The sequence below is a fragment of the Kitasatospora sp. NPDC059747 genome, from assembly GCF_042732955.1.
Lineage (GTDB): Bacteria > Actinomycetota > Actinomycetes > Streptomycetales > Streptomycetaceae > Kitasatospora.
This window is the reverse complement of record NZ_JBHWGV010000090.1, coordinates 1-26,507: the sequence shown is the minus strand read 5'-3', so window position 1 is coordinate 26,507 and position 26,507 is coordinate 1. Positions and strand designations below refer to the sequence as shown.

The window sequence follows — 26,507 nt, the reverse complement described above, 5'->3', positions numbered from 1 at the left end:
ACAGATGTAACTGTAGCAAAGATCGGCTTGCGTTCCCAAAACGGTTCCGCGCGGGGGAGCGGGGGCGGTGACACGGGCAAGGGACGGCGTGTGGCGGGGGCGTGACCAGGGGGTTTCGGGCCCGTGCGGGGGGTGGATCCCGATGGGGGCCTGCGGGAGGATGGGCGGACGTGCTCGTACGGCCCGGGTGCAGATCCCGGGGGTGGCGCGCTGGTGCGCGGGTGCGGGCCAGAGACGAGGAGTGACCGTGAGCGAGCGGAGCGAGTCGGCGACGCCGAGGGTGACGGCTGAGTCGGAGGTCGCCGGGATCTGTCGCGATCTGATCCGGATCGACACCAGCAACTACGGGGACGGCTCCGGGCCGGGCGAGCGGAAGGCCGCCGAGTACGTGGCCGAGCAGCTCGCCGAGTTCGGCGTCGAACCGCAGATCTTCGAATCGGCCAAGGGGCGGGCCTCGACCGTCGTCCGGATCGAGGGCGAGGACCGGTCCCGCCCGGGCCTGTTGATCCACGGCCACACCGACGTCGTCCCGGCGAACGCCGCCGACTGGACGTACGACCCGTTCGGCGGCGAGATCGCGGACGGCTGCGTGTGGGGCCGCGGCGCGGTCGACATGAAGGACATGGACGCGATGACCCTCGCCGTCGTCCGCGACCGGCTGCGCACCGGCCGCAAGCCCCCGCGCGACCTGGTGCTGGCCTTCGTCGCGGACGAGGAGGCCGGCGGCACGTACGGCGCGCGGTTCCTGGTGGACAAGCACCCGGAGCTGTTCGAGGGCGTGACCGAGGGCATCGGCGAGGTCGGCGGCTTCTCCTTCACGGTCAACGACCAGGTGCGCCTCTACCTGGTGGAGACGGCCGAGAAGGGCATGCACTGGATGCGCCTGACGGTCGAGGGCCGCGCCGGGCACGGCTCGATGGAGAACGACGACAACGCCATCACCGAGCTGTGCGAGGCGGTCGCCCGGCTGGGCCGGCACACGTTCCCGCTGCGGATCACCAAGACCGTCCGGGCCTTCCTGGACGAGCTGTCCGACGCCCTCGGGGTCGAGCTGGACCCGGAGAACATGGACGAGACGCTGCGGGTGCTCGGCGGCATCGCCAAGATGATCGGCACCACGCTGCGCAACACCGCCCAGCCGACCATGCTCGGCGCCGGCTACAAGGTGAACGTCATCCCCGGCCAGGCCTCCGCGCACGTGGACGGGCGCTTCCTGCCCGGCTACGAGGAGGAGTTCCTGGCCGAGCTGGACAGCGTCCTCGGCCCGCGCGTGAAGCGCGAGAGCCTGCACTCGGACAAGGCGATCGAGACGAGCTTCGACGGCGCGCTCGTCGAGGCGATGCAGACGGCGCTGCGCGCGGAGGACCCGATCGCCCGCGCGGTGCCGTACTGCCTGTCGGGCGGGACGGACGCCAAGTCGTTCCAGGACCTCGGGATCCGCTGCTTCGGCTTCGCGCCGCTCCAGCTGCCGCCGGAGCTGGACTTCGCCGGGATGTTCCACGGCGTGGACGAGCGCGTGCCGGTGGACGGGCTGAAGTTCGGCGTGCGCGTGCTGGACCGGTTCATCGACGCCTGCTGAGTCGGGCCCGCCGAGCCGAGCCGGCGTCCGAGTCGGGGGGGGGGCCCCCGCCGGCGGGGGGGGGGGGGCGGGGGGCGCGCCCCCCCCCGGGGGGGGGGGGGGGGGCCCCGTCCGCATTGTCGGAGCTAATGATTTGGGACGCGGTCGGGGAGATCGACAGAAACGATCCTGCTTGGAATTCGGCGGTGGTCATGTGTGCGAGTCCTCACCGTTGCGGGTGAATGGCAAATCTGTTCCGTACCCCGTTTGCCACACCGTCGTTCATCCCTGTGCAGCCCGCCGAACGGGTTGCGATGCCAAAACAGGAGGAATGATGAAGGTCAAGAAGATCGCCGCCGTCGCCGCTGCCACCGGTGGGCTGGTCCTCGCCGCCGCCGGTGTCGCGTCCGCCCACGGCGGTGCGGCGGCCGAGGGTGCTGCGGTCGCCTCGCCGGGTGTGGTCTCCGGCAACCTGGTGCAGGTCCCGGTTCACGTCCCGGTCAACGTCTGCGGCAACACCGTCAGCGTGATCGGCGTTCTGAACCCGACGTTCGGCAACCACTGCGCCAACTTCTAAGGCTCAGAAGCTCGGCCCCCGGCGGCGGGACTCCCCGCCGCCGGGGGTTCTTGCGTTTCTGAGGCGGGCCAGGGTGGCGGCGGGTCGGGGCGCCCGGATACGGCGAACGGACGCGTCCACTCGATCGGGTGAAGCTGATGCGTTCGGCCCAACCTCGCCGTGACTGTCTCGTTTACTCCTGTGCAGTCGAAGACCTTGCGGGATATCTGGATATTCGGAAAGTCCGACTTTCGGACGTTCGGAAGGTCGTCACGTCGTTTCGATACGTCATACGGATACGTCATACGTCAGGGGAATACATGAGGAATGTAGCCAAGAAGGGGATCCTCACGGCCGTGGCCACGGGCAGTGTCCTGGCCTCGACCGCCGGCTACGCCTACGCGGGCGCCGAGGCGCAGGGGGGTGCCGCGGGTTCGCCGGGCGTGGCCTCGGGCAACTCGGTGCAGGTGCCGGTCGAGGTGCCGATCAACGCCTGCGGCAACACCGTCGACGTGGTCGGCGCGCTCAACCCGTCCTACGGCAACCACTGCGCCAACGCGAGCGGCCACCAGGGCGGCGGGGGCGGTCAGGGCGGCGGCAAGAGCGACAACGGCGGTGCCACCCGCGGCTCCTCCGCCTCGGGCGCCTCGGCGTCCGGCACCGCGGCCGACTCGCCCGGCGTGGCCTCCGGCAACAGCGTCCAGGCTCCGGTGCACATCCCGGTCAACGCCTGCGGCAACTCGGTGAACGTCGTCGGCGTCGGCAACCCGGCCTTCGGCAACGCCTGCGGCAACGTCGCGCCGCCGGCTCCCCGGCCGACCGACGACTGCCCCGAGAGCCACGCTCCCACCCCGCCGTCCGGCGCCCCGTCCACCACCCCGCCGCAGGGCGGCGGTGAGACTTCGCCGGGCAGCGGCCGCACCGGCGGCTCGTCCACCGGCAGCACCCCCGGCGCCCCGGCCGCCTCCACCCCGGCCGTCGGGTCGGCCGCGGGCGGCAACAGCGGTGGCGGCAGCGGCGGACCGGGCAGCGGTGCCGTCCCGGCCGCGGCCCACACGAGCGGCGTGGCCACCACGGCCGCCGCCGCCACCGGCAGCCAGCTGGCGTCGACCGGCGCGGGCGACGTCGAGCTGCTCGGCGCGGCCGGCCTCGCGCTGCTGCTCGGCGGTGGCGTGCTCTACCGCCGGGCCCGCGCCGGCGCCCGCTGAGGCGCTCCGGGCACGGAACGACGCGCGCCCGCGGCCTCCGGGAGGACCGGACGGCCGCGGGCGCGTGGACGCCGGGCGCGAACCGTGCCGTGAATCGAGTCCTGAGCCGTGCCGCGAGCGGTGTGCGCTGAGTGGTGTGCCCTGAGCGGTGTGCGCCGAGCGGTGCGGTGCGCCGTGTGGTCGGCCGCCCCGTACCGGCCGTCCGGTGCGGGGCCGCCCCGCCCGTCACCAGTTGCGGACCTGCCGGATGATCCGCCGCCGCAGCCGGACCGTCCGGCTCCCGTCCGGGAAGAGCCGTAGCCGGTCGAGCTCCCAGTGTCCGTACTCGGCGTGCTCGGTGAGCAGTTGGCGTGCCGCGTTCCGCGAGGTGCCGCGCGGCATGCGCAGGGACTGGTACTCGTACTCCGGCTGCCGGACCGTCTTCGGTGGGGTCAAAACGCTCCTCCTGAGGTTCGCCTGCCTGCAAGCCTACGGCCTGGCTCCGACAGCGGGCCCGGGTATTTCCGGTCGACCTCCCGCCGGCCGGCCCGGTCCCGGAGGCCGCCGACGGGCCGCCCGGGGGGCGCTGGACGGCCGCCCGGCCACCCCCTCCGCTGACTGTGCATCAGTTCCGTTGCTCCTGTGGACGGGATACCCCGATCCCGGCGCGCGAAGCCGTCCGTGAACGGCCGAGGTGAGCCGTCCGCACTCCTCGTGCGCCGGGTTCGCGCGGGGACGAAAGCGAGCAGATCGGACATCAGGGGGGAAGTTGCGGTGAAATCGCGGGTGTAGGTGACAACCGCTGTGCGTACCGACACCGCGGGGAGATAGCGTCTGCACCATGTCTGATGCCGCGCAGCCCACCATTGCCGAGGTACGCGCCGCCGCCGAGGCGGTCAAGGCCGCCATCGACCGTCATCTGGAAGCGGTGTCAAGCCCCAGCGCAGCGGATGATCCCGCTGTGTCCGCCGCCTACGAGCAGCTCGCGACGGCGGCCATCGCCTACGACCAACTCCTGTACGAGGTCTACGACGAGGTCACCCCCTTCGAGGTCCCCGGGGACGAGGGCCCCGGGGGCTACCACGGCCCCGAACAGCCCGAGGCGATCAGCGTGCTGATCCGCCGCGACTACCACGTCGTCGACCCCAAGCGGCTGCGCGCCCAGGCCGAGCGGCTCGACGAGTCGCTCACCCCGGGCGGGGGCGGCGAGGGCGGCGTGAACGCCGCGATCGGTGTGCTGTTCGGCGAGTACGAGCCGGACGAGATCGCGGCCCGCAGCGAGGAGTTCGGCCTGGAGGAGGCCGACTCGACGCTCTGGGTCGCGGCGGCCGAGCCGACCGAGCCGGGGGAGTGGCTGCCGGAGCCCTTCGACCACGCCGACCCGCAGCTGCTCATCTGCCGGTTCGACGTGAGCGAGGTCTACGACGACGAGGACCTCGACGACTGACGCGGCCAGGACGTGCGAGCGGGCGGCCCCCACGGCGTGGGAGCCGCCCGCTCTCTTTCGTTCCCGTCCCCGTTCTCCGGGCCGGGCCTCAGTACTCCGCGGCGGCGTTCTCCGCGAGGATCGCCCGCAGCCGGGTGGTGCGCGGTTGCGCCGGGCGCTCGGCGACGGCCTGGGCGAGCGCCGGGCCCGCCGCGTGCACCACGGACAGGTGGCGCTCGCCGCGCCCGAAGGCGGTGTAGACCCACTGCCGGGTCAGCGCCGGGCCGGCGTCCTCCGGCAGCACGACCACCGCGCCGGGCCAGCGCCGGCCGAGCGCCTGGTGGACGGTGAGCGCCCAGCCGTGCCGCAGCCGTGCGGCGTCCGCGGGCGGAACCGTCCGGCGGGTGCCGTCCGCGTACTCCAGGTGCAGCCCGGCGGCGTCGCCGTCGAGCACCCGGGCCGGGCGGGTGATGCCCGGAGCGGGCGACTCGACCACCCGGTCGCCCGGGTCGAAGCCGCCGAACCGGCCGGGGCCGGGGTTGAGCCGGGCCTTGGCGGCGGCGTTGAGCGCCCGCGTGCCGCCCGGGCCGCCGTGGCCGGGGGTGAGCAGGACGACCTCCTCGGCCGGGATGCCGAGGGCGCGCGGGATCGAGTCGGTGAGCAGCTGGACGGCGCGGTGGACCGCCTCGGCGCCGTCCCTGGCGGTCAGGATGACCACCTCCTTGTCCGGCGCCTCGACCGGCTGCAGTTCGCCGATGCCGATGCCCGAGACCAGCTCGCCGATCGGGCCGAAGTCCGGGGTGCGGGAGGCGACCGCCGGACAGACCTTGGCGGCCAGCAGGTCGGCGAAGAACCGCCCGGGGCCGGCCGACCAGAGCTGGCCGGGGTCGCCGCTGAGCACCAGCCGGGTGCCGTCGGCGAGCGACTCCAGGACGGTGGCGGCGAGTTCGACGTCCAGCAGCGGGGCGTCGAGGACGACCAGGAGGTCCAGGGCGAGCGTGCCGTCGGACGAGCGGCCGGGGCCGCCGGTGCCGGAGAGCAGCTCGGCGAGCGTGACGACCCGGGCGTCGGGCCCGGCGAGGGCGGCGAAGGCGGCGCGGCCCTGGTCGGTCCAGGTGGCGGCCCAGGCGCGCAGCCCGAGGCCGGCGGCGATGGTGAGCAGCGCGGCCGGTTCGGCACGGGCGGCGTCGCCGCCGGTGTGCAGGACGAGGGCGCTGTCGGCGACGGCCCGGACGAGCGCCGTCGCGGACGAGGACGGCGCGGCCTCGGCGGCGGCGGCCCACGCCGTCGGGCCGGGGGCGTGGGCGGGGGCCTCGGCCGGCGCGGCGGCCTCGGCGGCCTCGGCTGGCTCAGCGGGCGCGGCGGAGTCCTGAGCGCCCTCGTCATGGGACCCGTCGGTCTCGGAAGCGGCAGCCTCGTCCTCCGAGCCGCCCTCATCCTCCGGCGCCGCGGCGACGTCCTCGGCATCGTCGGGGTCCTCGCCCGGCACGAACGTGGCCATCAGCTGGAGCAGGCCCTCCGCGAGGCTGTCCTCCGCCATCGCCAGCCGCTCCAGCGCGAGCAGCGTCCGGGTCGGCGGCTCGTCGTCCTCGTCGCCCGATCCGTGCGCCTCGGGCCCGGTCACCTCCTCCTGGAAGGGCAGCACCCGCCCGTCCTCGACGGCGGCCTGGATCGCGGCGGCCGGCTCCGGCATGCGGAGGCGTTCGAGCCCGGCCGCGACCTCGGCGAGCTCCAGGGCGGAGTGCCCGCGCAGCACGGCCTGTTCCAGCAGCCACAGCACGAGGGCCTGGGCGCGCCGGGCGTCGCCCGCTTCGGCGTCGGGGCCGAGCAGCGCGCGGGCGAAGCGGTCCGCGTGCTCCGGGCGGACGCCGGGCAGGCCGAGCACGGCCCACGGGTCCGCCCGCAGCCGCTCGGCGGCGTCGTCGCCGAACTCGGCGACGGCGGCGGCCGCGAGCTCGGCGGGGGCGCCGCCCGCGGTGAGGACCTCGGCGGCGGCGCGCAGGGCGTCGGCCGGTTGCTCTCCGCCGTCGGCGCGCGCGGACGACGCGGCGGCGGCCGACGGGGCAGCCGGGCCGGAGCCCGCGGCAGGCTGCGGCACGGCGGCGGAACCACCCGCCGGAGCACCTGCCGGAGCACCTGCCGGAGCACCTGCCGGAGCGCCCGCCGAAGCGGGCGCCGCCGCCTGCGGCCCGACGCTGCGGATCCGCTGCGCCAGCTCGGCGATCGCCGCGGCCTTGTCGGCCGGGTTCACCGGACCCGCCGGACTCACCGGACCCGCCGAGCCGGCCTCCGGAGCGCCGTTCTCCGTGTCACTCATCGTCCGCTCCAAAGGTCACTCCACTGCGTGTGTTGCTCGACAGGGGTCAGAGCTCGGTCCACCCCTGGTCCGGGTAGCGGTGCACCGGGGACGAGATGTCGTCCAGCGCGCCGCGGATCTCACCCGGAAGCGTAAGCGCCTCCACCGACAGCGCCGCCTGCAGCTGTGCCGCCGTCCGCGCCCCGACCAGCGCGCTCGCCACCCCGGGCCGGTCCCGTACCCATGCGAGGGCGACCGCGAGCGGGCTGCTGGCGAGCCCGTCCGCGGCGGTCGCGACGGCGTCGACGATCCGCCGCGAGCGCTCCCCGAGGTAGGGCTGGACGAAGCCGGTCAGGTAGGGCGAGGCGCCGCGCGAGTCCTGCGGGACGCCGTGCCGGTACTTGCCGGTGAGCACCCCGCGGCCGAGCGGCGACGAGGCGAGCAGCCCGACCCCGGCGTCCAGGGCGGCGGGCAGCGCCTCGCGCTCGATGCCGCGCTGGAGGAGCGAGTACTCCAGCTGCGCCCCGGCGAGCGGGGTCCGTCCGTGGTGCGCGCTCTGCCAGGTGGCGGCCCTGGCGAGCTGCCAGCCGCTGTAGTCGCAGACCCCGGCGTACCGGGCGCGCCCGGAGTTGACGGCGATGTCGAGGGCGCTGAGCGTCTCCTCGGCGGGCGTGCCGGGGTCGAACGCGTGCACCTGCCACAGGTCGACGTAGTCGGTGCCGAGCCGGCGCAGCGAGGCGTCGAGGGCGGCGAGGAGGTGGCCGCGCGAGCAGTCGAAGCGGCGGCGGGACTCCGGGACGCTGCCGGCCTTGGTGGCGATGACGAGTTCGGAGCGGGGGACGAGGCTGTCGGTGAGGCGGGAGAGGAGGTACTCGGCGCCGCCGTCGGCGTACACGTCGGCGGTGTCGACCAGGTTGCCGCCGGCGTCGACGAACTCCTTGAGCTGCTCGCCGGCCTCGTGCTCGTCGGTGTCGCGGCCCCAGGTCATGGTGCCGAGGCCGAGCCGGGAGACCTGAAGGCCGGTACGGCCGAGGTGACGATGTTCCATCCGACGGGCCCTCCACTCGGCGGGCCCGGGGCGCCCCCGATGGCCCTGTGAACGCGCAGGTGGGAACGGGACTCCCCACGTCGGCTGAGCGTAGCGGCCGGTGCACGGACAGGTGCGCAGACCCGCAGGACGATCAACGACGGGCGGCCTGCGGCGCGGTGGCCGGATCCGCCGCTACCGACCAGTAGCATCACCGCGGGGCACCCGGTTACCCTCACCACCAAGCCCACCCGACTGGAAGGTTCGGCACATGCGACTCGGCATCAACCTCGGCTACTGGGGACTCGGCATGGACGCCGACAACATCGCCGTGGCCCAGGAGGCGGACCGGCTGGGCTACTCGGTGTGCTGGGCGGCCGAGGCGTACGGCTCGGACGCGGCGACCGTGCTCAGCTTCGTCGCGGCGAGGACCGAGCGGATCGACGTCGGTTCGGCCATCTTCCAGATCCCGGCCCGCACCCCGGCCATGACCGCGATGACCGCCGCGACCCTGGACACGCTGTCCGGCGGCCGGTTCCGGCTCGGCCTCGGCGTCTCGGGCCCGCAGGTCTCCGAGGGCTGGTACGGCGTGAAGTTCGACAAGCCGCTCGCCCGCACCCGGGAGTACGTGGAGATCATCCGCAAGGCGATGTCCCGCGAGCGCCTGGTGCACGAGGGGCAGCACTGGACGCTGCCGCTGCCCGGCGGCCCGGGCAAGCCGATCAAGCTGACCGTCCACCCGGTGCGCGAGCACATCCCGCTGTACATCGCCGCGATCGGCCCGAAGAACCTGGAGCTGACCGGCGAGATCGCCGACGGCTGGCTCGGCATCTTCTTCTCGCCCGAGCACGCCGGGCTCTCCCTCGACGCGCTGCGGGCCGGCCGCGAGAAGAGCGGGCTGACGCTCGACGGCTTCGACCTCTGCCCGACGGTGAACATCGTGGTCGGCGAGGACATCAAGGCCGGCGTCGACTCGCTGCGCTCCTACGCGGCGCTGTACATCGGCGGCATGGGCAGCAAGGAGAAGAACTTCTACAACCAGCTCGCCCGGCGCATGGGTTACGAGCAGGCCGCCGACGAGGTCCAGGAGAAGTACCTGGCCAAGGACTACGCGGGCGCCGCCGCGGCCGTCCCGCACGACCTGATCGACGCCACCGCGCTGATCGGCGACACCGCCCGCATCGCCGACCGCATGCAGGCCTACGCCGAGGCGGGCGTCACCACGCTCACCCTGGCCCCCGGCGGCTTCGGCCTCGACGAGCGGATCCAGGCGCTGCGCACGGGAGTCGAGGCCCTGGAGCGCGCCGGCCTCGCCTAGGACGTGTCCTGGCGCCAAGCGGGTCCTACAGCCAGTTGTGCCACTTGAACACCCGGTGCAGCACCACGCAGACGACCGCCATCAGCCCGAGGACCGCCGGGTACCCCCAGGGCTGGTGCAGTTCGGGCATGTCGTCGAAGTTCATGCCGTAGACGCCGGCGATCATCGTCGGCACCGCGGCGAGCGCCGCCCAGGCGGAGATCTTCCGCATGTCGTCGTTCTGCTGCACGCTGACCTGCGCCAGGTTGGCGGCGAGGATGTCGGACAGCAGCCGGTCCATGCCGTCGACCTGGTCGTTCACCCGGGCCAGGTGGTCGGCGACGTCCCGCAGGTAGGGCGCCGCCTCGGGGCGCACGAAGGCGGCGCCGCGCTCCAGGCGCGACATCGGCTCCAGCAGCGGACCGGTGGCCCGGCGGACGGTCATCACCTGCCGCTTGGCGCCGTAGATCCGCCCGGCCGCGTCGCTGCCGGTGCGGCCGGGGGCGAAGATCTCCGCCTCCAGCTCGTCCAGGTCGTTCTGGAGCGCGGCGGCGACGTCCACGTAGCTGTCGACGACGGTGTCGCAGACGGAGTGCAGCACCGAACTCGGGCCGTACGTGACGAGGTCGGGCCGGTGCTCCAGCGCCTGCCGCAGGCCGCCGGGCGGGCTGTCCCCGCCGTGCCGGACGGTCAGCACGAAGTCGGCGCCGACGAAGACCATCACCTCGCCGGTGGTCACCTCGCGGGTGTCCGGGTGGTAGCCGAGGGACTTGAGCACGACGAACAGCGAGCCCTGGTAGGCCTCGACCTTGGGCCGCTGGTGGGCGCTCGCGGCGTCCTCGACGGCCAGCGGGTGCAGCCCGAACTCCGCGCTGACCCGGCCGAGTTCCTCGGCGGTCGGCTCGAAGAGGCCTATCCAGACGAAGCCGCCGGGCCCGGCGGCCGCGGCGGCTCCGCGGGTGCCCGCCGGGCCGGGCAGCTCCTCGACCAGACGGCCGTCGCGGTAGATGGCGCAGTGGACGATCATGTGTGGCCCGGGGGCCCCGGCCCGCCCCGGACCGAGCCCGCTACGGAGAGCCGCCCGCCGCCCGCGCCCCCGCGCGGAGGCCGTAGGCTAGGCCCCATGCCGACCCTGCTGCTCGTCCGCCACGGCCGCTCCACCGCGAACACCGCCGGGATCCTGGCCGGTTGGACGCCCGGGGTGGACCTCGACGACACCGGGCGCGCGCAGGCCGCCGCGCTCGCGGACCGGCTCGCCGGCATCCCGCTGGCGCAGGTCGTCAGCAGCCCGCTGGAGCGCTGCCGGCAGACCCTGGAGCCGCTGCTCGCCGCCCGGCCCGAACTGGGCGGTCCCGCCGTCGACGAGCGGCTCGGCGAGTGCCACTACGGCGAGTGGACCGGTCGCCCGCTGGCCGAGCTGGCCAAGGAGCCGCTGTGGCGCACCGTCCAGGACCACGCCGCCGCCGCGGCGTTCCCCGGCGGTGAGTCGCTGCGCGAGCTGAGCCACCGCACGGTGGACGCGGTGCGTGAGTGGAACGGGAAGATCGCCGCCGAGCACGGCGACGACGCGGTCTGGCTGGCCTGTTCGCACGGTGACGTCATCAAGGCGGTCGTCGCCGACGCGCTCGGCCTGCACCTGGACCACTTCCAGCGGATCAGCGTCGAGCCGTGCTCGGTCACCGTGATCCGCTACACGCCGCAGCGCCCCTTCGTGCTGAGAATGGGCGACACCGGTGACCTGGCCTCGCTCGCGCCCCGGCACGGCGCGGCGCCGGCCGCGCCGGCCGGTGACGCCGTGGTCGGCGGCACCGCCTGACCCACCGGGTGCCATCCCGGCCCTGGCCTCCGGCTCGGCTCCCCCGGCGGGGCCCGGAGGTCGTAGGGTGACTAACGAGTCCAACGATCCCGCGCGATCCCCCCGGCGGATCCGCATCAGAGCGACACGATCCGGAGCGAGAGCGTGCCCCGTCAGGTCTTCTTCTACGACCAGCCCGAACGGTTCGTGGCCGGCACCGTCGGCCAGCCCGGCGCCCGGGCGTTCTACCTGCAGGCCAGCGCGCGGGGCCGGATCACCAGCGTGCTGCTGGAGAAGACCCAGGTCGCCGCGCTCGCCGAGCGGATCGAGGAGGTCCTGGACGAGGCGCTGCGGCGCAGCGGCGGGGATCCCGCCATCCCGGCCGCCGCCCCGCAGGACCTGCTCGACACCGCGCCGCTGGACCTGCCGCTGGAGCAGGAGTTCCGGGTCGGCACGATGGCCCTGGCCTGGGACAGCGTGGACGGCTGCCTCGTGGTCGAGGCGCAGGCGCTGGTCGAGGAGGAGGACGAGGAGGCCGCCGAGGCGGTGTTCGAGGACGACGACGACGGCCCGGACATGCTGCGCGTGCGGCTGTCCGGTGCGATGGCCCGGGTGTTCGCCAAGCGCGCGCTGGACCTCGTCGCGGCCGGCCGCAAGCCCTGCCCGTTCTGCAACCTGCCGCTCGACCCGGAGGGCCACCTGTGCCCGCGCGCGAACGGCTACCGGCGCTGAACACCGAGACCCCGCCCCAGGCGGACCCGGCCGCGGCCGCGGCCCTCGCCGCCGACGTGCCCACCGCCCTGGCGCTGTTGCGCGAGGGCGGGCTGACGGTGCACGGCCGCCTCACCGAGGCCTCCAATGCGGCCCTCTACTGCACCGTCGCGCTCGGCTCGCTGAGTGCTCAGGCGGTCTACAAGCCGGTGGCCGGCGAGCGCCCGCTGTGGGACTTCCCGGACGGCACGCTCGCGGGCCGCGAGGTCGCCGCGTACGAGCTGTCCGCCGCCACCGGCTGGGCGCTGGTCCCGCCGACGGTGCTGCGCGACGGACCGCACGGGCCCGGCATGGTGCAGCTGTGGGTCGAACCGGATCCGGAGGCCGACCCGCTGCTGGCCCTCCAGGACCCGTCCGGCCCGGAGCCGGGCTGGCTGCCGATCGTCCGGGCGGAGGTCGGCGGCGGGCGCACCGCGCTGCTGGTCCACCACGACGACGACCGGCTGCGCCGGCTCGCGGTGCTGGACGCGGTCCTCAACAACGCCGACCGCAAGGGCGGTCACCTGATCCCGGCGGCCGACGGCCGGGTCTACGGCATCGACCACGGCGTCACCTTCAACACCGAGGGCAAGCTGCGCACGCTGCTGTGGGGCTGGGCCGGGGATCCGCTGTCGGCCGAGGCGCTGGAGATGCTGGCCCGGCTGGCCGGGGAGCTGGACGGCGAGCTCGGTGCGCGCCTGGCCCCGCACCTGACGGCCGCCGAACTGGCCGCGACGCGCGCCCGGGTGGACGGGCTGCGCGGGACGGGGCTGCACCCGCTGCCGTCCGAGGACTGGCCCGCGATCCCCTGGCCGCCGGTCTAGGGCGTGTCCTTCGGCTGAATCGGTGGTATGGACCTGTCAGGCGGGCCGGAGCACACTGCTCCGATGGACGCACGACGGACCACCCCCACTCCCCGTGCCACGCCGGACCTGCCGCTGCACCGTCTCCAGGTCCCGCTGCCGCACCTGCTCCCGTTCGCCATCGGCACGTTCGACACGATCGGCCCGCTCTCCCGGGCCGGCTTCCCCCACCGGCACTCCTTCTACGAGATCGTGCACGTCACCGGCGGGCGCGGCGCGCACGTCCTGGACCTGGTCCACCGGCCGCTGGCACCACCGCAGTTGTGCGTGATCGCGCCCGGCCAGGTGCACTACTGGGCGGACGCGGACGAACTCGCGGGCCGGGTCGTCCTGTTCAACGAGGACTTCCTGCTCGGCCGGCCGCGCGACCTCGCCGCCCTGCGCGCCCTGGCCACCCGGCCGGGCCTCGACCTCGGCGACCAGGCAGACCCGGTGGGCGCTCTGCTCGCCGACATGGAGCACGAGTTCCTGACCACGCCGCCCGGATTCCAGGGTGTGCTGCAGGCCAGTCTGCACATCCTCATCGTCCGCGCCCTGCGCGCCGCCTCCCCGGGCGAGCCGGGGGCGATCTCGGGCCGCCCGGGTGAACTGGCCGCCGCCTTCACCCGGTTGATCGCCCGGCCTGGCGGGGTGCGGCACTCGGTGGCCTCCAGTGCGCAGGAACTCGGGGTGTCCCCGGGCCACTTGCAGACGCTCGTCAAACAGGCCACCGGCCGCACACCGGGCGGGCTGATCCGCCGCCAGCAGACCCTGGAGGCCAAACGCCTGCTCGCCTGCACGACTTTGACGGTCCGTCAGGTGGCCCAAGAGGCAGGGTTCGCCGATCCAGCCTACTTCTGCCGCTTCTTCCGGCGGGAGACCGGTATGACGCCGGGGGAGTTCCGGACCGGGGTCGGCGGAAATCACCACGATCCCAGGATCGCGTCCATCGCGGCGCGCCCGGACGGCCCGTAGGTTTGCCGGTGGCCACCGGTGGCCGCGCCGGCGCGCGCGGGCGGCCGACCGGTCCGGCCCTTGTCATGCCCCCACCACGACAAGGGCCACCCCCCCGCTTCCGTCATCCGTGCCCCCCGAAGGAGCAGGCACATGCCCACCCCCGACGGCAGGATCAGCCGCAAGACCGTCCTGAAGGCCGCCGCGGCGCTCGGCGCCGCCCCGCTGCTGTTCGGCGGCGGCGTCGCGCTCGCCCGCGAACAGGCCGGCAGCGGCCGCGCCCTGACCCCCACCCCGGCCTGCCACGACGGCGACGAGCCCACCATCGAGCAGACCGAGGGCCCCTACTTCAAACCCGACTCCCCGCTGCGCGCCGACCTGTCCGCGGACGGGCCCGGCACCCCGCTGACCGTCAGCGGCTACGTCTTCGGCCGGGCCTGCCTGCCGATCTCAGGCGTGCTGCTGGACTTCTGGCAGGCCGACGACGGCGGCGCCTACGACAACGCCGGCTACACCTTCCGCGGCCACCAGTTCACCGACGCCCAGGGCGCGTTCCGGCTCACCACGATCGTCCCCGGCCTCTACCCCGGCCGCACCCGGCACCTGCACGTCAAGCTCCAGGCCCCCGGCCGGCCGGTGCTCACCACCCAGCTCTACTTCCCCGGCGAGCCCCGCAACAACACCGACACCATCTTCGACGCCCGGCTGCTGATGAACGTCCGCCAGTCCGGCCCCGGCGAGGAGGGCTCGTACGACTTCGTCCTGGACGTCCCGCAGACCCCCGGCAGCCCGAGCCCGACGCCGACCCCGACGCCGACCCCCACCGGGACCCCGACCGGCACGCCCACCCCGCCGCCCGGCGGCAGCTGGTCCCCGGGCCGGACCTACGCCGCGGGCGACCGCGTCACCTACTCCGGCGCCTCCTACGTCTGCCTCCAGGCGCACACCGCCATGGCCGGCTGGGAGCCGCCGAACGTACCGGCCCTCTGGCAGCGGTCCTAGGGCCTGTCTTCACACCCCCGCCTGCCGGGCGGCGTCTGGGCACGCGCCTCGCCGCGTTGTCGTCGGTCGCCCGATGTCCCCCAGCCTGGCGGCCGGGAGGTGCCCCCACCGCATCGCCTCCCTCCTCCGCCTTGCGATGCACGCACCCAGACGCCGCCCGGCCCGCCCTCCGGGCGGACGACGGGGGTGTGAAGACAGGCCCCGCCGGCTCCGGCCGCGGGCCGGCCGGGCGCTCAGCCGCGCGGTCGTCGGTGCGTGGGCGGACCGTCGCACACGGAAACCGCCGGAATCCGGACCGCACCGGTCAAGGAGTGCTCAGGCCACGGCACCAAGCGAATCCAGTCGATCTTGTGCATTCTCGTGCATTGGTTAGGCTTTCAAATGTTCGCAAGGTTAAAGTCGTTCCCATGCATGCCTGGCCCGCCTCCGAGGTTCCCGCCCTGCCTGGTCAGGGGCTCCCCCTCCACATCTTCGACACTGCAGCGGGCACGGTCCGCGAGGTCGTGCCGCAGGACGGCACCGCCCGGATCTACGTCTGCGGCATCACCCCCTACGACGCGACCCACATGGGCCACGCCGCCACCTACAACGCCTTCGACCTGGTGCAGCGGGTGTGGAAGGACGCCGGTCACGACGTCCTGTACATCCAGAACGTCACCGACGTCGACGACCCGCTGCTGGAGCGCGCCGTCGCCACCGGGCAGGACTGGACGGCCCTGGCCGAGCGCGAGACGGCGCTGTTCCGCGAGGACATGACCGCGCTGCGGCTGCTCCCGCCGGCCCACTACATCGGCGCCGTCGAGTCCATCCCGTGGATCGTGCCGATCGTCCAGAAGCTGCTGGCCAGTGGCGCCGCCTACGAGGTCGACGGCGACATCTACTTCTCGGTCGACTCCGACCCGCACTTCGGCGAGGTCTCCGGCCTGACCCGCGAGGCCATGCGCCCGGTCTTCGCCGAGCGCGGCGGCGACCCGGACCGCCCCGGCAAGCGCAACCCGCTCGACGCGCTGCTCTGGCTGGCCGCCCGCCCCGGCGAGCCCGCCTGGGACACCGAGCTCGGCCACGGCCGCCCCGGCTGGCACATCGAGTGCGTCGCGATCGCGCTGCAGTACCTCGGCATGTCCTTCGACGTCCAGGGCGGCGGCAGCGACCTGTCCTTCCCGCACCACGAGATGGGCGCCTCGCACGCCCAGGTCGCCACCGGCGCCCACCCGTACGCGAAGGCGTACGTGCACGCCGGCATGGTCGCGCTGGACGGCAAGAAGATGTCCAAGTCCCGGGGCAACCTGGTCTTCGTCTCGGCGCTGCGCCGCGAGGGCGTCGACCCGGCGGCGATCCGCCTGGCCCTGCTCTCGCACCACTACCGCGAGGACTGGGAGTGGACCAAGGCCGTTCTGGACGAGGCCGTCGAGCGCCTCGCCCGCTGGCGCGCGGCGGTCTCCCGGCCGGACGGCCCGGCCGCCGAGGCGCTGCTCGCCGAGGTCCGCGCCGCGCTCGCGGACGACCTCGACGCGCCGGCCGCGCTGGCCGCCGTCGACCGCTGGGCGGTGCTCCAGGAGACCGACGGCGGCACCGACATCGGCGCCCCCGGCCTGGTCACCCGTACCGTCGACGCCCTGCTCGGCGTCGCGCTGTAGCACCGTCGGGTCCTGTAGGACCGTCATACGCCGAAGGGGCGCCAGGACCGATCGTCCTGACGCCCCTTCGGCCGTTCCGTCCTACTCGTCGTCCGCGGAGCCCTCCGGCGCCTCCCGGGTGGTCCCGGGCGCCTCCGGCTCGGCCGGCCGCTCCGCGGTGGCGTGCCCGGCCACCGGCTTCTCGCCGGTCGGACCGACGTTCTCCCGGCGGCGCAGGTAGCGCTCGAACTCGCGGGCGATCGCGTCGCCGGAGGCCTCCGGCAGCTCCGCGGTGTCCTGCGCCTCCTCCAGCTGCTGGACGTACTCGGCCACCTCGCTGTCCTCGGCGGCCAGCTGGTCGACGCCCAGCTGCCAGGCCCGGGCGTCCTCGCCGAGCTCGCCCGGCGGGATCCGCAGGTCGAGCAGGTCCTCCAGCTTGTTGATCAGGGCCAGGGTCGCCTTGGGGTTGGGCGGCTGCGCGACGTAGTGCGGCACCGCCGCCCACAGCGTCACGGCCGGCACCCCGGCGTGCGTGCAGGCCTCCTGCAGCACCCCGACGATCCCGGTCGGCCCCTCGTACCGGCTCTCCTCCAGGTCCAGCCGACGGGCCAGATCGGGGTCGGAGGTGACGGCGCTGACCGGCACCGGGCGGCTGTGCGGGGTGTCGCCGAGCAGCGCGCCCAGGATCACCACCAGCTCGACGCCCAGCTCGTGCGCGAAGCCCAGCAGCTCGTTGCAGAACGAGCGCCAGCGCATGCTCGGCTCGATGCCGCGCACCAGGACGACGTCCCGGGTCTTGGGCTCCGTCACCCGGATCACCGAGAGCCGGGTGGTGGGCCAGGTGATCCGGCGGATGCCGCCGTCCATCCAGACCGTGGGACGGTTGACCTGGAAGTCGTAGTAGTCCTCCGCGTCCAGGGCCGCGAACACCTTGCCGCCCCAGGTCTCGTCCAGGTGCGCCAGGGCCGCGGAGGCGGCGTCGCCCGCGTCGTTCCAGCCTTCGAAGGCGCAGACCATCACCGGGTCGATCAACTCGGGGACATCTTCCAGCTCGATCACCCGGCGTCTCCCTCCGAACTCCTCATCGCCCATGGAACTCCTCGCTCCACGGTCCCTACCTGCCCAGCCTACGGGCTTTGATGCGCGTCACGGCCGGGGCACCGGGACAGTCTGGGGGACCGGGCCGCCATGATCCAGCGGTTATCCGCAGGTCCGGTCACAGGAGCGCGGCGACGGTGGGCAGGTAGCCGCGGGCCTGGCCGTCGGCGGTGGGGTGGAAGGACTCCCACAGGTGGGAGACCACGATGCCGTTGATCCACTCCTCCTTGCCGCCGCCGCACGTGCCGTGCCCGTCGAAGGCCGGCCGGACGTCCGCGAAGGCGAACCCGTGGGCCTCGGACTGACGGCGGATCAGCTCGTCCAGGCGGTCGGTGAGGGCGTTGAACCGCTGCCGCCTGGACTCGGTGGCGAGCAGGCAGGTGGTGCCGGTCTGGAGCAGCCGGGGGTAGCCGGTGACGACGACCCGGGCGGCCGGGGCGGCGGCGCGCACCGCCGAGTAGAGCGCGTCGAGGCGGCCGGGCAGGTCGTCGTCCAGGTGGTGCGCGGCGGTGTCGAGGGTGCGCTCGCAGCGGGCGTCGGTGGTGAGCGGCTGGAGGCAGTCGACGGCCGCCGAGGTGAAGCCGAGGTCGTTGCCGCCCACGGTGAGGGTGACCACGGTGGTGTCCGCGGCGACCTTCGGCAGCTGGTCGCGGCGGACGTCGTCGGCCCCGGCGGCGCTGCACGCGGCGTCGGTGAGGGCGGCGCCGTGCGCCGCGGCCCACAGGGCGGGGTAGCCGCGGCCGCTGCGGTGGCAGTCACCGCTGGCGGGGTCGTAGGAGCCGGCCGCGACCCCGGCCGCGTAGGAGTCGCCGAGCGCGGCGTACCTGGGGGCCGGGTCGGCCGCGGCCGGGGCGGCGAGGGCGGCGCAGAGCAGGGGGACGGCGGCCAGGGCGGCGACCGGGCGGGGGAGCGGCACGGCGGTTCTCCGGGGTCCGGGCGGGCCGGGCGCGGTCCGCCTCGGCCCATCGGGCACGGATCGTAGTCGATCGACTACCCGGCGTCGTGGCGTGCCCGCCGGGCGGGGCGGCGCGATGATGGACAACGGGGCCGGGCGGCGGGCGTGAGGAGCCGGACCGATGAACCGATGGCTGTGGATCGGCGCGGGCGTGGCGGCGGTGGCCGCCGGCACCGCGGTGGTGGCGGCGGACCGCGCGGGTCGCCGGCTCCCGGTGGAGCACGTCACCGAGGGCGGACTGGAACTCTCCCAGCCGCCCGGCGCGGTCTGGGACGTGCTGACCGACATCGACCTCTACCCCGCCTGGCGCCCCGACCTGACCCACGTCGAGCGGCTGCCCGCGGCGGCCGGCGGCCGGGAGCGCTGGCGCGAGTACGACCGGCACGGGCACACCACGTACGAGGTGGTCGCCAGCGAGGCCCCGCACCGCCTGGTGACCGGCATCGCCGACCCGGACCTGCCGTACGGCGGCACCTGGACGTACGTCCTGACGCCGGCGGGCCGGGGCTGCCTGCTGACCGTCACCGAGCGCGGCGAGGTCCGCAAGCCGCTGTACCGCGCGGTCTCCCACTACGTGACCGGCGAGGACGTGACCGTCCACCGCTACCTCGGCGCCCTCGCCCATCGCATGGCCTGAGCCCGGGGCGCAGCTACCCGACCCAGCCCCGCCGGTACTGCGCCCAGTCCTCGGGCGTCGCCGCGAAGTCCACGTACAGCGCGACGCCGAAGGCCGGGCGGTGCAGGTCCTCGCGGGCGAGGCCCAGCCGGACGCCGCGCACGGCCGCGTCGACCGTCTCGGCGCCGCCCCGGTGCGCCCAGGTGTCGTCCCAGTAGAACGGCAGGCCCATCAGCAGGTCGACGTCCTTCGGCGTGGCCTCCAGGGCCAGTTCGGTCTGCAGGGCGACGTAGCCGCCGAACAGCGGCTCGGTCTGCATGCTGGTGTCGTACGTCATCACCGCGATCTGGTCGACCCGGCGGGCGGTCGCGGTGAAGTAGGCCTGGTCCCACCACTTGCCGTGCCCGCTGAGGGCGATCCCCGCGGTGTGCAGGCCGGGCAGGGGGTCGATCTGCGGGGCGGCGACGGAGAGCTTGGCGCCGCGCCCGGCGGTCACCGCCCGGACCTGGTCGAGGAGGGCGAGCCAGCCGGCCGAGCCGGGGCGGATCGGCTCCATGTCGAAGTGCACCCCGTCGAAGCCGAGGTCCAGCACCTGCCGGGCGGAGGCGGTGACCCGGTCCCGGGTGGCCGCGTCCTCCAGGTCGAGGGCGTCCTTCTCGGGCTTGACCTCGTCACCCAGCCAGCCCTGCACCCGGATCTTCGGCAGTTCCCGGTGCACCGCCTCGACGAACCACTGCGCGCGCGGGTGGACGTACAGGTCGCGGATGCCGGTGCCGTCGAGCTGCCGGGCGAGCGCCGCGACGTCGGCGTCGGTCTTGCGGCCGTCCACCCAGGCGTGGCCGAGCCAGACGGCGTCCCGGCCGCGGGTGCGGGCGTCGGGCGAGAGCCGGCCGACGTCGTGCAGGCGCAGCGCGACGAGCAGTCCCCCGATCGTGGCCACCGGAACGGCCGCGGCCACGGCGAGCGCGACCAGCGCCCTGCGCCACCACGACCAGCCCCGCCAGCGGGCCCCGAATGCGCTGAACGGCACCGTCAGTGCCCGGCCCATCCGTCCCGCGGACGTGCGTGCGCGCCCCAACCGATTGCTCCCCCCTTGCGGCCGAGCGTTCAGGATACGAAATGCACAGTCGCGCCGGGCCGTGGGACGGATACCCTGGCCACGTGCGCGCCCGACCAAGCGGGAGCGCAAAGCCGACAGCCGTCGCACCAGGGAGAAGCCCCATGGCCACTGCAGCCGAACCGTCCATCACTCAGCAGAGCCGCGCGAACGCGTTGCGCGAGGCCCTCGCCACCCGGGTGGTGGTCGCCGACGGGGCGATGGGCACCATGCTCCAGGCCCAGGACCCGACCATGGAGGACTTCCAGGACCTGGAGGGCTGCAACGAGGTCCTGAACCTCACCCGCCCCGACATCGTCCGGTCCGTCCACGAGGCCTACTTCGCGGTGGGCGTGGACTGCGTGGAGACCAACACCTTCGGTGCCAACTTCGCCGCGCTCGGCGAGTACGACATCCCCGAGCGCATCTTCGAGCTGTCCGAGGCCGGCGCCCGGATCGCCCGCGAGGTCGCCGACGCGCACACCGCCGCCGACGGCCGCACCCGCTGGGTGCTCGGCTCGATCGGGCCCGGCACCAAGCTGCCCACCCTCGGCCACGCCCCGTACGAGGCCCTGCGCGACGGCTTCCAGGAGAACGCGGCCGGCCTGATCGCCGGCGGCGCCGACGCCCTGCTGGTCGAGACCAGCCAGGACCTCCTGCAGACCAAGGCCGCGATCCTCGGCTCCAAGCGCGCCCTCGCCGCGGCCGGCCTGGACCTCCCGGTGCTGGTGCAGGTGACGGTGGAGACCACCGGCACGATGCTGCTCGGCTCGGAGATCGGCGCCGCGCTCGCCGCGCTGGAGCCGCTCGGCGTCGACTACATCGGCCTCAACTGCGCCACCGGCCCGGCCGAGATGAGCGAGCACCTGCGCTACCTGGCCAAGAACGCCCGGATCGGCCTGTCCTGCATGCCGAACGCGGGCCTGCCGGTGCTCGGCAAGGACGGCGCCCACTACCCGCTGTCCCCGGCCGAACTGGCCGAGGCGCACGACGTGTTCACCCGCGAGTACGGGCTGTCGCTGGTCGGCGGCTGCTGCGGCACGACGCCGGAGCACCTGCGCGCGGTGGTCGAGCGCGTCCAGGGCCGCGCGATCGCCCCGCGCACGCCGCAGCCGGACCCGTCGGCGGCGTCGCTGTACCAGGCGGTGCCGTTCCGCCAGGACACCTCGTACCTCGCGATCGGCGAGCGCACCAACGCCAACGGCTCGAAGAAGTTCCGCGAGTCGATGCTGGCCGGCGACTGGCAGGCCTGCGTGGAGATCGCCCGCGACCAGATCCGGGACGGCTCCCACCTGCTGGACCTGTGCGTCGACTACGTCGGCCGCGACGGCGTCGCCGACATGAAGGAGATCGCCGGCCGCCTGGCGACCGCCTCGACCCTGCCGATCGTCCTGGACTCCACCGAGCCGCCCGTGCTGCAGGCCGGCCTGGAGGCGCTCGGCGGCCGCGCGGTGCTCAACTCGGTCAACTACGAGGACGGCAACGCCCCCGACTCGCGCTTCGGCAGGATCGCCTCGCTGGCCCGCGAGCACGGCGCCGGCCTGATCGCGCTGACCATCGACGAGGAGGGCCAGGCCCGCACTGCGGACAAGAAGGTCGAGATCGCCGAGCGGCTGATCGCCGAGCTCACCGCGGACTACGGCATCGACGAGGGCTCGATCCTGGTCGACTGCCTCACCTTTACCCTGGCCACCGGGCAGGAGGAGTCCCGGCGGGACGGCATCGAGACGATCGGGGCGATCCGCGAGCTCAAGCGCCGCCGCCCGGACGTGCAGACCACCCTCGGCCTGTCCAACATCTCCTTCGGCCTCAACCCGGCCGCCCGCGTCGTCCTCAACTCGGTCTTCCTGCACGAGTGCGTCGAGGCCGGCCTGGACTCGGCGATCGTCCACGCGTCGAAGATCCTGCCGATCTCCCGGATCCCCGAGGACCAGCGCGAGGCCGCCCTCGACCTGGTCTACGACCGCCGCCGGGACGGCTACGACCCGCTGCAGCGCCTGCTGGAGCTGTTCGAGGGCGTCTCCTCGGCCTCGGTGAAGGCGTCCAAGGCGGAGGAGCTGGCCGCGCTCCCGCTGGACGAGCGGCTCCAGCGCCGGATCATCGACGGGGAGCGGGGCGGCCTGGAGGCCGACCTGGACGAGGCGCTCACCGCGCGGCCCGCGCTGGAGATCATCAACGAGACCCTGCTGTCCGGCATGAAGGTGGTCGGCGAGCTGTTCGGCTCGGGACAGATGCAGCTGCCGTTCGTGCTCCAGTCCGCCGAGGTCATGAAGACCGCGGTGGCGCACCTGGAGCCGCACATGGAGAAGTCCGACTCGGAGGGCAAGGGCACGATCGTGCTGGCCACCGTCAAGGGCGACGTCCACGACATCGGCAAGAACCTGGTCGACATCATCCTGTCCAACAACGGCTACAACGTCGTCAACCTCGGCATCAAGCAGCCGGTTTCGGCGATCCTGGACGCCGCGCAGGAGCACCGGGCCGACGTCATCGGGATGTCCGGGCTGCTGGTCAAGTCGACCGTGATCATGAAGGAGAACCTGGAGGAGCTCAACCAGCGCAAGCTGGCGGCCGACTACCCGGTGATCCTCGGCGGCGCCGCGCTCACCCGGGCGTACGTCGAGCAGGACCTCCACGAGATCTACGAGGGCGAAGTCCGGTACGCCCGCGACGCGTTCGAGGGCCTGCGGCTGATGGACGCGCTGATCGCCGTCAAGCGCGGCGTGCCCGGCGCGGTGCTGCCCGAGCTCAAGCAGCGCCGGCACGCCCGGGTCGAGGTGGAGGAGCCGGAGCCGGAGGTCAACCTCGGCCAGATCCGCTCCGACGTCGCCGTCGACAACGCCGTGCCCGTCCCGCCGTTCTGGGGCGACCGCATCGTCAAGGGCATCCCGTTCGCCGACTACGCGTCCTGGCTGGACGAGGACGCGCTGTTCAAGGGCCAGTGGGGCCTGAAGGCGGCGCGCTCCGGCGAGGGGCCGTCGTACGAGGAGCTGGTGGAGACCGAGGGCCGCCCGCGGCTGCGCGCCTGGCTGGACCGGCTGCAGACCGAGGGCTGGCTGGAGGCGGCCGTGGTCTACGGCTACTACCCGGCCAACTCCAAGGGCGACGACCTGATCGTCTTCCACGAGGACGGCACCGAGCGCACCCGCTTCACCTTCCCCCGCCAGCGGCGCGGGCGCCGGCTCTGCCTGGCCGACTTCTTCCGCCCGGAGGAGTCCGGCGTGCGGGACGTCGTCGGCCTGCAGGTGGTCACCATGGGCAACCGGATCTCGGAGGCGGCCAACGAGCTGTTCGCCGGGAACTCCTACCGCGACTACCTGGAGCTGCACGGCCTCTCGGTGCAGCTGGCCGAGGCGCTGGCCGAGTTCTGGCACGCCCGGGTCCGCTACGAGCTCGGCTTCTCCGGCGAGGACCCGCAGGACGTCAAGGACATGTTCGCGCTCAAGTACCGCGGTGCCCGCTTCTCGCTCGGCTACGGCGCCTGCCCGGAGCTGGAGGACCGCGCCAAGATCGCCGAGCTGCTGAAGCCCGAGCGGATCGGTGTGGTGCTCTCCGAGGAGTTCCAGCTCCACCCGGAGCAGTCCACGGACGCGATCGTGATCCACCACCCGGAGGCGAAGTACTTCAACGCCCGGTAACCAGGACGCCCCCGCGCGTTCGCTCTTTTCCGGCGAACCGGGCGTATCCTTGATGATCCTGAACGGGCCGGTCCGCTCACCAGCGGGCCGGCCCGTGCCATCCCCGGAGCACCTGCGGGGCACTCGGAAGGATCACCATGACCAGCATCTCCACCGCCGTCGCGGCGCTCGACCACGGGGACGACCGCGGGCTGCAGGCGGTGCTGCTGGACATGGACGGGACGCTGGTCGACACCGAGGACTTCTGGTGGCAGGCCGAGGCCTCGCTGTTCGCCGAGCTCGGCTACGCGCTGGACGAGGCGGACCGCGCCCAGGTGGTGGGCGGCCCGATGAGCCGGGTGATCGACTACCTGCTCGCCAGGACCGGCGTCGACCTCTCCCCCGCCGACCTGACGGTGCTCATCAACCAGCGCTTCGTCGACCTGCTGGGCGGCGGCGTGCCGCTCATGCCGGGCGCCGAGCGGCTCCTCAATACCCTTGCCGCGCACGGGATCCCGGCCGCCCTGGTGTCGGCCTCGCACCGGCACGTCATCGACATCGTGCTGCGCTCGCTGGGCGCCGAGCACTTCGCCTTCACCGTCGCCGGGGACGAGGTGCCGCGCACCAAGCCGCACCCGGACCCGTACCTGGAGGCGGCCCGCCGGCTGGGCGCGGAACCGGCCCGCTGCGTGGTGGTCGAGGACGCGCCGACCGGGGTGAAGGCGGCCGAGGCGGCCGGCTGCCCGGTGATCGCGGTGCCCTCGGTCGCGCGGATCGAGTCGGCCCCCGGGCGGCTGGTGCTGTCCTCGCTGGAGCAGGTCGACCTCGAACTGCTGCGCTCGCTGGTCGCCTCGCGCGTGTGATTGTGGTCTCATTGCCCCGACGGCCTACCGACCGGTAAGGGGTCCCGGGTGGCCCGATCCGGTGGTCATCGGGGGAGAAAACGGGCATTGGCCGACAACTCGTCGAGGGAGCCGGGCTGCCCCGGATCACCGTGTCCCAAACGTCATCCACGCGGGTATCGGTCGTGCGTGTTCGATATGGCACGCTACTCCAGTTCGTTCCCGCCCTCGCAGCCCTGCCACCGCCGCCGACGGGTACCCCCGGTCCCGGCGCCGGTCGCACGACGCGCACCCCAGAAGGACGCGCCCCGTGAAGACTTCCGCTGAACGCCTGGCAGTACTCGGCTGCGCCGGCCTGGTCGCCGTGACGGTGGCCGGCTGCGGATCCGTCACCGACGCGGTCAAGGGCGGCGGCGGCAGCAGCTCGGTCACCATGGGCACCGCCCAGCTCACCAGCGTGCTGGACCCGGCCGGGTCCTACGACTCCGGCTCCTGGCTGATCCTGCGCAACACCTTCCAGTCGCTGCTGGTCTTCCCCGCCGCCTCCAGCTCGCCCTCCCCGGACGCTGCGCAGTCCTGCGAGTTCACCACCGGCGACTCCACCCAGTACCACTGCGTGCTGCGCCCCGGCCTCAAGTTCTCCAACGGCCACCCGCTGACCGCCGCCGACGTCGTGTTCTCGATCGAGCGCACCAAGAAGATCAACGACAAGAACGGCCCGTCCGGGCTGCTCTCCTCGATCAAGTCCGTCGAGGCCAAGGGCGACAACGAGGTGGTCTTCCAGCTCACCGCGCCCGACGCGACCCTCCCGGCCAAGCTCGCCAGCCCGGTCGGCGCGATCGTCGACCACCAGGTGTACCCGGCCGACTCGCTGCTGCCCAACGACAAGCTGGTCGGCTCCGGCCCGTACAAGCTCGACTCGGTCGAGGCCCTGGGCGGCGGCGGCAAGAGCATCGGCAAGGTCGCGCTGTCGGCCAACGACAAGTACAACGGCGACGTCAAGCTGCGGAACAGCAAGTTCACCGTCCGCTACTACGACCAGGCCGCCGACCTGAAGGCCGCGCTCGACAAGGGCGACGTCGACCTCACCGACGACAGCCTGGACCCGAACACCGCCGCCCAGATCCGCTCCGACCAGCAGGGCGGCAAGGGCGACCTCCAGGTCGTCGAGGGCGACAGCAACAACACCCGCTCGCTGGTCTTCAACACCAAGGACGCGGTCGTCGGCAACGTCGCCGTCCGCCAGGCCGCCGCCGCGCTGCTCGACCGCAAGGCGCTCGCCCGCGACGTCTTCGCCCGCACCGTCCAGCCGCTGTACTCGATGGTCCCGGCCGGCGTCACCGGCCACAACACCGTCTTCTTCGACAAGTACGGCGACCAGGACGTCAGCAAGGCCAAGAAGTTCCTCACCGACGCCAAGGTGCAGCTGCCCGTCAAGATCACCCTCACGTGGTCCCGCTCGCGGGCCGGCGCGGCCGAGGCCGACACGGTGAAGAAGCAGCTGGAGACCGGCGGCCTGTTCCAGGTGACGGTCCAGCAGGAGGCCGACTGGGACAAGTACAAGGCCGGTTTCGCCGACGGCAAGTACCAGGCCTACATCCTCGGCTGGTTCGCCGACTACCCGGACGCCGACAACTACATCAGCCCGCTGGTCGTCGACGGCGGCGTCTACCACGACGGCTGGGACGACCCGCGGATCAGCCAGAAGCTGGTGCCGGACGGCCTCAAGATGACCGACCGCGGCGCGGCGGCCGGCAACTACAACCAGATCCAGTCGATCGTCGCCGACAACGCTCCGCTCGTCCCGCTGTTCCAGGACAAGGCGTTCTACGCGGCCCGCTCGTACATCACCGGGGTCGAGTCCACCGTCGACACCACCGGCGTCTTCCGCTTCGGCGAGATCGGCCGCAGCAGCAAGTAGCGCCCGACGGCGACGGCCCGTCCGCTTCCCCCCCGGGGGGGGGGGGGCGGGGCGGG

At 73.7% G+C, this 26,507-nt stretch carries 22 protein-coding genes; 15 read left to right on the top strand and 7 right to left on the bottom strand.

The window, feature by feature from the left end; all coding sequences use genetic code 11:
• Window positions 1-247: 247 nt before the first annotated feature.
• The 3 genes from ACFV4G_RS31285 (at window position 248) to ACFV4G_RS31275 (ending at window position 3,322) form a co-directional block, all read left to right on the top strand.
• Entirely contained in the window at window positions 248-1,579 is a 1,332-nt protein-coding gene (locus tag ACFV4G_RS31285; RefSeq protein WP_380445486.1) for a M20/M25/M40 family metallo-hydrolase, read from the top strand.
• Between the two features lie 313 nt (window positions 1,580-1,892).
• On the top strand, window positions 1,893-2,135 hold the full coding sequence (locus ACFV4G_RS31280; protein WP_380445485.1) for a chaplin: 243 nt from the start codon (window positions 1,893-1,895) through the stop codon (window positions 2,133-2,135).
• Window positions 2,136-2,470: 335 nt separating this feature from the next.
• Window positions 2,471-3,322: a chaplin family protein gene (locus ACFV4G_RS31275; RefSeq protein WP_380445484.1), complete on the top strand. Its 852-nt coding sequence runs from the start codon at window positions 2,471-2,473 to the stop codon at window positions 3,320-3,322.
• Window positions 3,323-3,547: 225 nt separating this feature from the next.
• Here ACFV4G_RS31275 and ACFV4G_RS31270 read toward each other — a convergent pair whose 3' ends face one another.
• Window positions 3,548-3,757: a DUF5703 family protein gene (locus tag ACFV4G_RS31270; RefSeq protein WP_359972350.1), complete on the bottom strand. Its 210-nt coding sequence runs from the start codon at window positions 3,755-3,757 to the stop codon at window positions 3,548-3,550.
• 385 nt (window positions 3,758-4,142) lie between these two features.
• On the opposite strand from ACFV4G_RS31270, the gene ACFV4G_RS31265 reads away from it, so the two are divergent.
• Window positions 4,143-4,748 (top strand): hypothetical protein, encoded by a 606-nt coding sequence (locus ACFV4G_RS31265; RefSeq protein WP_359972352.1) that lies wholly within the window; start codon window positions 4,143-4,145, stop codon window positions 4,746-4,748.
• Window positions 4,749-4,836: 88 nt separating this feature from the next.
• Here the strand turns inward: ACFV4G_RS31265 and ACFV4G_RS31260 are convergent, their stop codons facing one another.
• Both ACFV4G_RS31260 and ACFV4G_RS31255 read right to left on the bottom strand, forming a co-directional pair.
• Window positions 4,837-7,044 carry a helix-hairpin-helix domain-containing protein gene (locus ACFV4G_RS31260; RefSeq protein ID WP_380445483.1) on the bottom strand — a complete coding sequence of 736 codons (2,208 nt, stop codon included), beginning with the start codon at window positions 7,042-7,044 and terminating at the stop codon, window positions 4,837-4,839.
• A 46-nt stretch (window positions 7,045-7,090) separates the two neighbouring features.
• Window positions 7,091-8,071, bottom strand: a complete 981-nt coding sequence (locus ACFV4G_RS31255; RefSeq protein ID WP_380445482.1) for an aldo/keto reductase — start codon at window positions 8,069-8,071, stop codon at window positions 7,091-7,093.
• Window positions 8,072-8,321: 250 nt separating this feature from the next.
• On the opposite strand from ACFV4G_RS31255, the gene ACFV4G_RS31250 reads away from it, so the two are divergent.
• Window positions 8,322-9,368: an LLM class F420-dependent oxidoreductase gene (locus ACFV4G_RS31250; RefSeq protein WP_380445481.1), complete on the top strand. Its 1,047-nt coding sequence runs from the start codon at window positions 8,322-8,324 to the stop codon at window positions 9,366-9,368.
• Window positions 9,369-9,393: 25 nt separating this feature from the next.
• On the opposite strand, the gene ACFV4G_RS31245 is transcribed toward ACFV4G_RS31250, so the two are convergent.
• The gene (locus tag ACFV4G_RS31245) at window positions 9,394-10,374 is read right to left on the bottom strand and encodes a magnesium and cobalt transport protein CorA (protein ID WP_380445480.1); all 981 of its coding nucleotides are present in this window, start codon (window positions 10,372-10,374) and stop codon (window positions 9,394-9,396) included.
• A 96-nt stretch (window positions 10,375-10,470) separates the two neighbouring features.
• Here ACFV4G_RS31245 and ACFV4G_RS31240 point away from each other — a divergent pair, with 96 nt between their 5' ends.
• From ACFV4G_RS31240 to mshC, 6 genes are all read left to right on the top strand, one after another.
• Window positions 10,471-11,163: a histidine phosphatase family protein gene (locus ACFV4G_RS31240; protein ID WP_380445479.1), complete on the top strand. Its 693-nt coding sequence runs from the start codon at window positions 10,471-10,473 to the stop codon at window positions 11,161-11,163.
• 144 nt (window positions 11,164-11,307) lie between these two features.
• Window positions 11,308-11,874, top strand: coding sequence for a DUF3090 domain-containing protein (locus tag ACFV4G_RS31235; protein WP_380445478.1), 567 nt, complete (start codon window positions 11,308-11,310; stop codon window positions 11,872-11,874).
• 56 nt (window positions 11,875-11,930) lie between these two features.
• Window positions 11,931-12,716 carry an SCO1664 family protein gene (locus ACFV4G_RS31230; protein ID WP_380445494.1) on the top strand — a complete coding sequence of 262 codons (786 nt, stop codon included), beginning with the start codon at window positions 11,931-11,933 and terminating at the stop codon, window positions 12,714-12,716.
• Between the two features lie 63 nt (window positions 12,717-12,779).
• Window positions 12,780-13,709 (top strand): AraC family transcriptional regulator, encoded by a 930-nt coding sequence (locus tag ACFV4G_RS31225; protein WP_380445477.1) that lies wholly within the window; start codon window positions 12,780-12,782, stop codon window positions 13,707-13,709.
• 132 nt (window positions 13,710-13,841) lie between these two features.
• Window positions 13,842-14,690, top strand: a complete 849-nt coding sequence (locus ACFV4G_RS31220; RefSeq protein WP_380445476.1) for a carbohydrate-binding protein — start codon at window positions 13,842-13,844, stop codon at window positions 14,688-14,690.
• A 407-nt stretch (window positions 14,691-15,097) separates the two neighbouring features.
• On the top strand, window positions 15,098-16,327 hold the full coding sequence (gene mshC, locus ACFV4G_RS31215) for a cysteine--1-D-myo-inosityl 2-amino-2-deoxy-alpha-D-glucopyranoside ligase (protein WP_380445475.1): 1,230 nt from the start codon (window positions 15,098-15,100) through the stop codon (window positions 16,325-16,327).
• An 81-nt stretch (window positions 16,328-16,408) separates the two neighbouring features.
• Here the strand turns inward: mshC and ACFV4G_RS31210 are convergent, their stop codons facing one another.
• Complete coding sequence (locus ACFV4G_RS31210; protein ID WP_380445474.1) at window positions 16,409-17,365, bottom strand: PAC2 family protein; 957 nt, start codon at window positions 17,363-17,365, stop codon at window positions 16,409-16,411.
• Between the two features lie 157 nt (window positions 17,366-17,522).
• Entirely contained in the window at window positions 17,523-18,320 is a 798-nt protein-coding gene (locus ACFV4G_RS31205; protein ID WP_380445473.1) for an SGNH/GDSL hydrolase family protein, read from the bottom strand.
• A 160-nt stretch (window positions 18,321-18,480) separates the two neighbouring features.
• Between ACFV4G_RS31205 and ACFV4G_RS31200 the strand changes: the two genes are divergently transcribed.
• A complete protein-coding gene (locus ACFV4G_RS31200) occupies window positions 18,481-18,996 on the top strand; it encodes an SRPBCC domain-containing protein (protein ID WP_380445472.1) in 516 nt (171 codons plus the stop codon).
• A gap of 13 nt (window positions 18,997-19,009) precedes the next feature.
• Here the strand turns inward: ACFV4G_RS31200 and ACFV4G_RS31195 are convergent, their stop codons facing one another.
• A complete protein-coding gene (locus tag ACFV4G_RS31195; RefSeq protein WP_380445471.1) occupies window positions 19,010-20,005 on the bottom strand; it encodes a hypothetical protein in 996 nt (331 codons plus the stop codon).
• A gap of 191 nt (window positions 20,006-20,196) precedes the next feature.
• Between ACFV4G_RS31195 and metH the strand changes: the two genes are divergently transcribed.
• The 3 genes from metH to ACFV4G_RS31180 all read left to right on the top strand — a co-directional run bounded on the left by metH (window position 20,197) and on the right by ACFV4G_RS31180 (window position 26,451).
• A complete protein-coding gene (gene metH, locus ACFV4G_RS31190; RefSeq protein WP_380445470.1) occupies window positions 20,197-23,709 on the top strand; it encodes a methionine synthase in 3,513 nt (1,170 codons plus the stop codon).
• 137 nt (window positions 23,710-23,846) lie between these two features.
• Complete coding sequence (locus tag ACFV4G_RS31185; protein WP_380445469.1) at window positions 23,847-24,551, top strand: HAD family hydrolase; 705 nt, start codon at window positions 23,847-23,849, stop codon at window positions 24,549-24,551.
• Between the two features lie 289 nt (window positions 24,552-24,840).
• Window positions 24,841-26,451 carry an ABC transporter substrate-binding protein gene (locus ACFV4G_RS31180; protein WP_380445468.1) on the top strand — a complete coding sequence of 537 codons (1,611 nt, stop codon included), beginning with the start codon at window positions 24,841-24,843 and terminating at the stop codon, window positions 26,449-26,451.
• The last annotated feature ends 56 nt before the right edge of the window (window positions 26,452-26,507 follow it).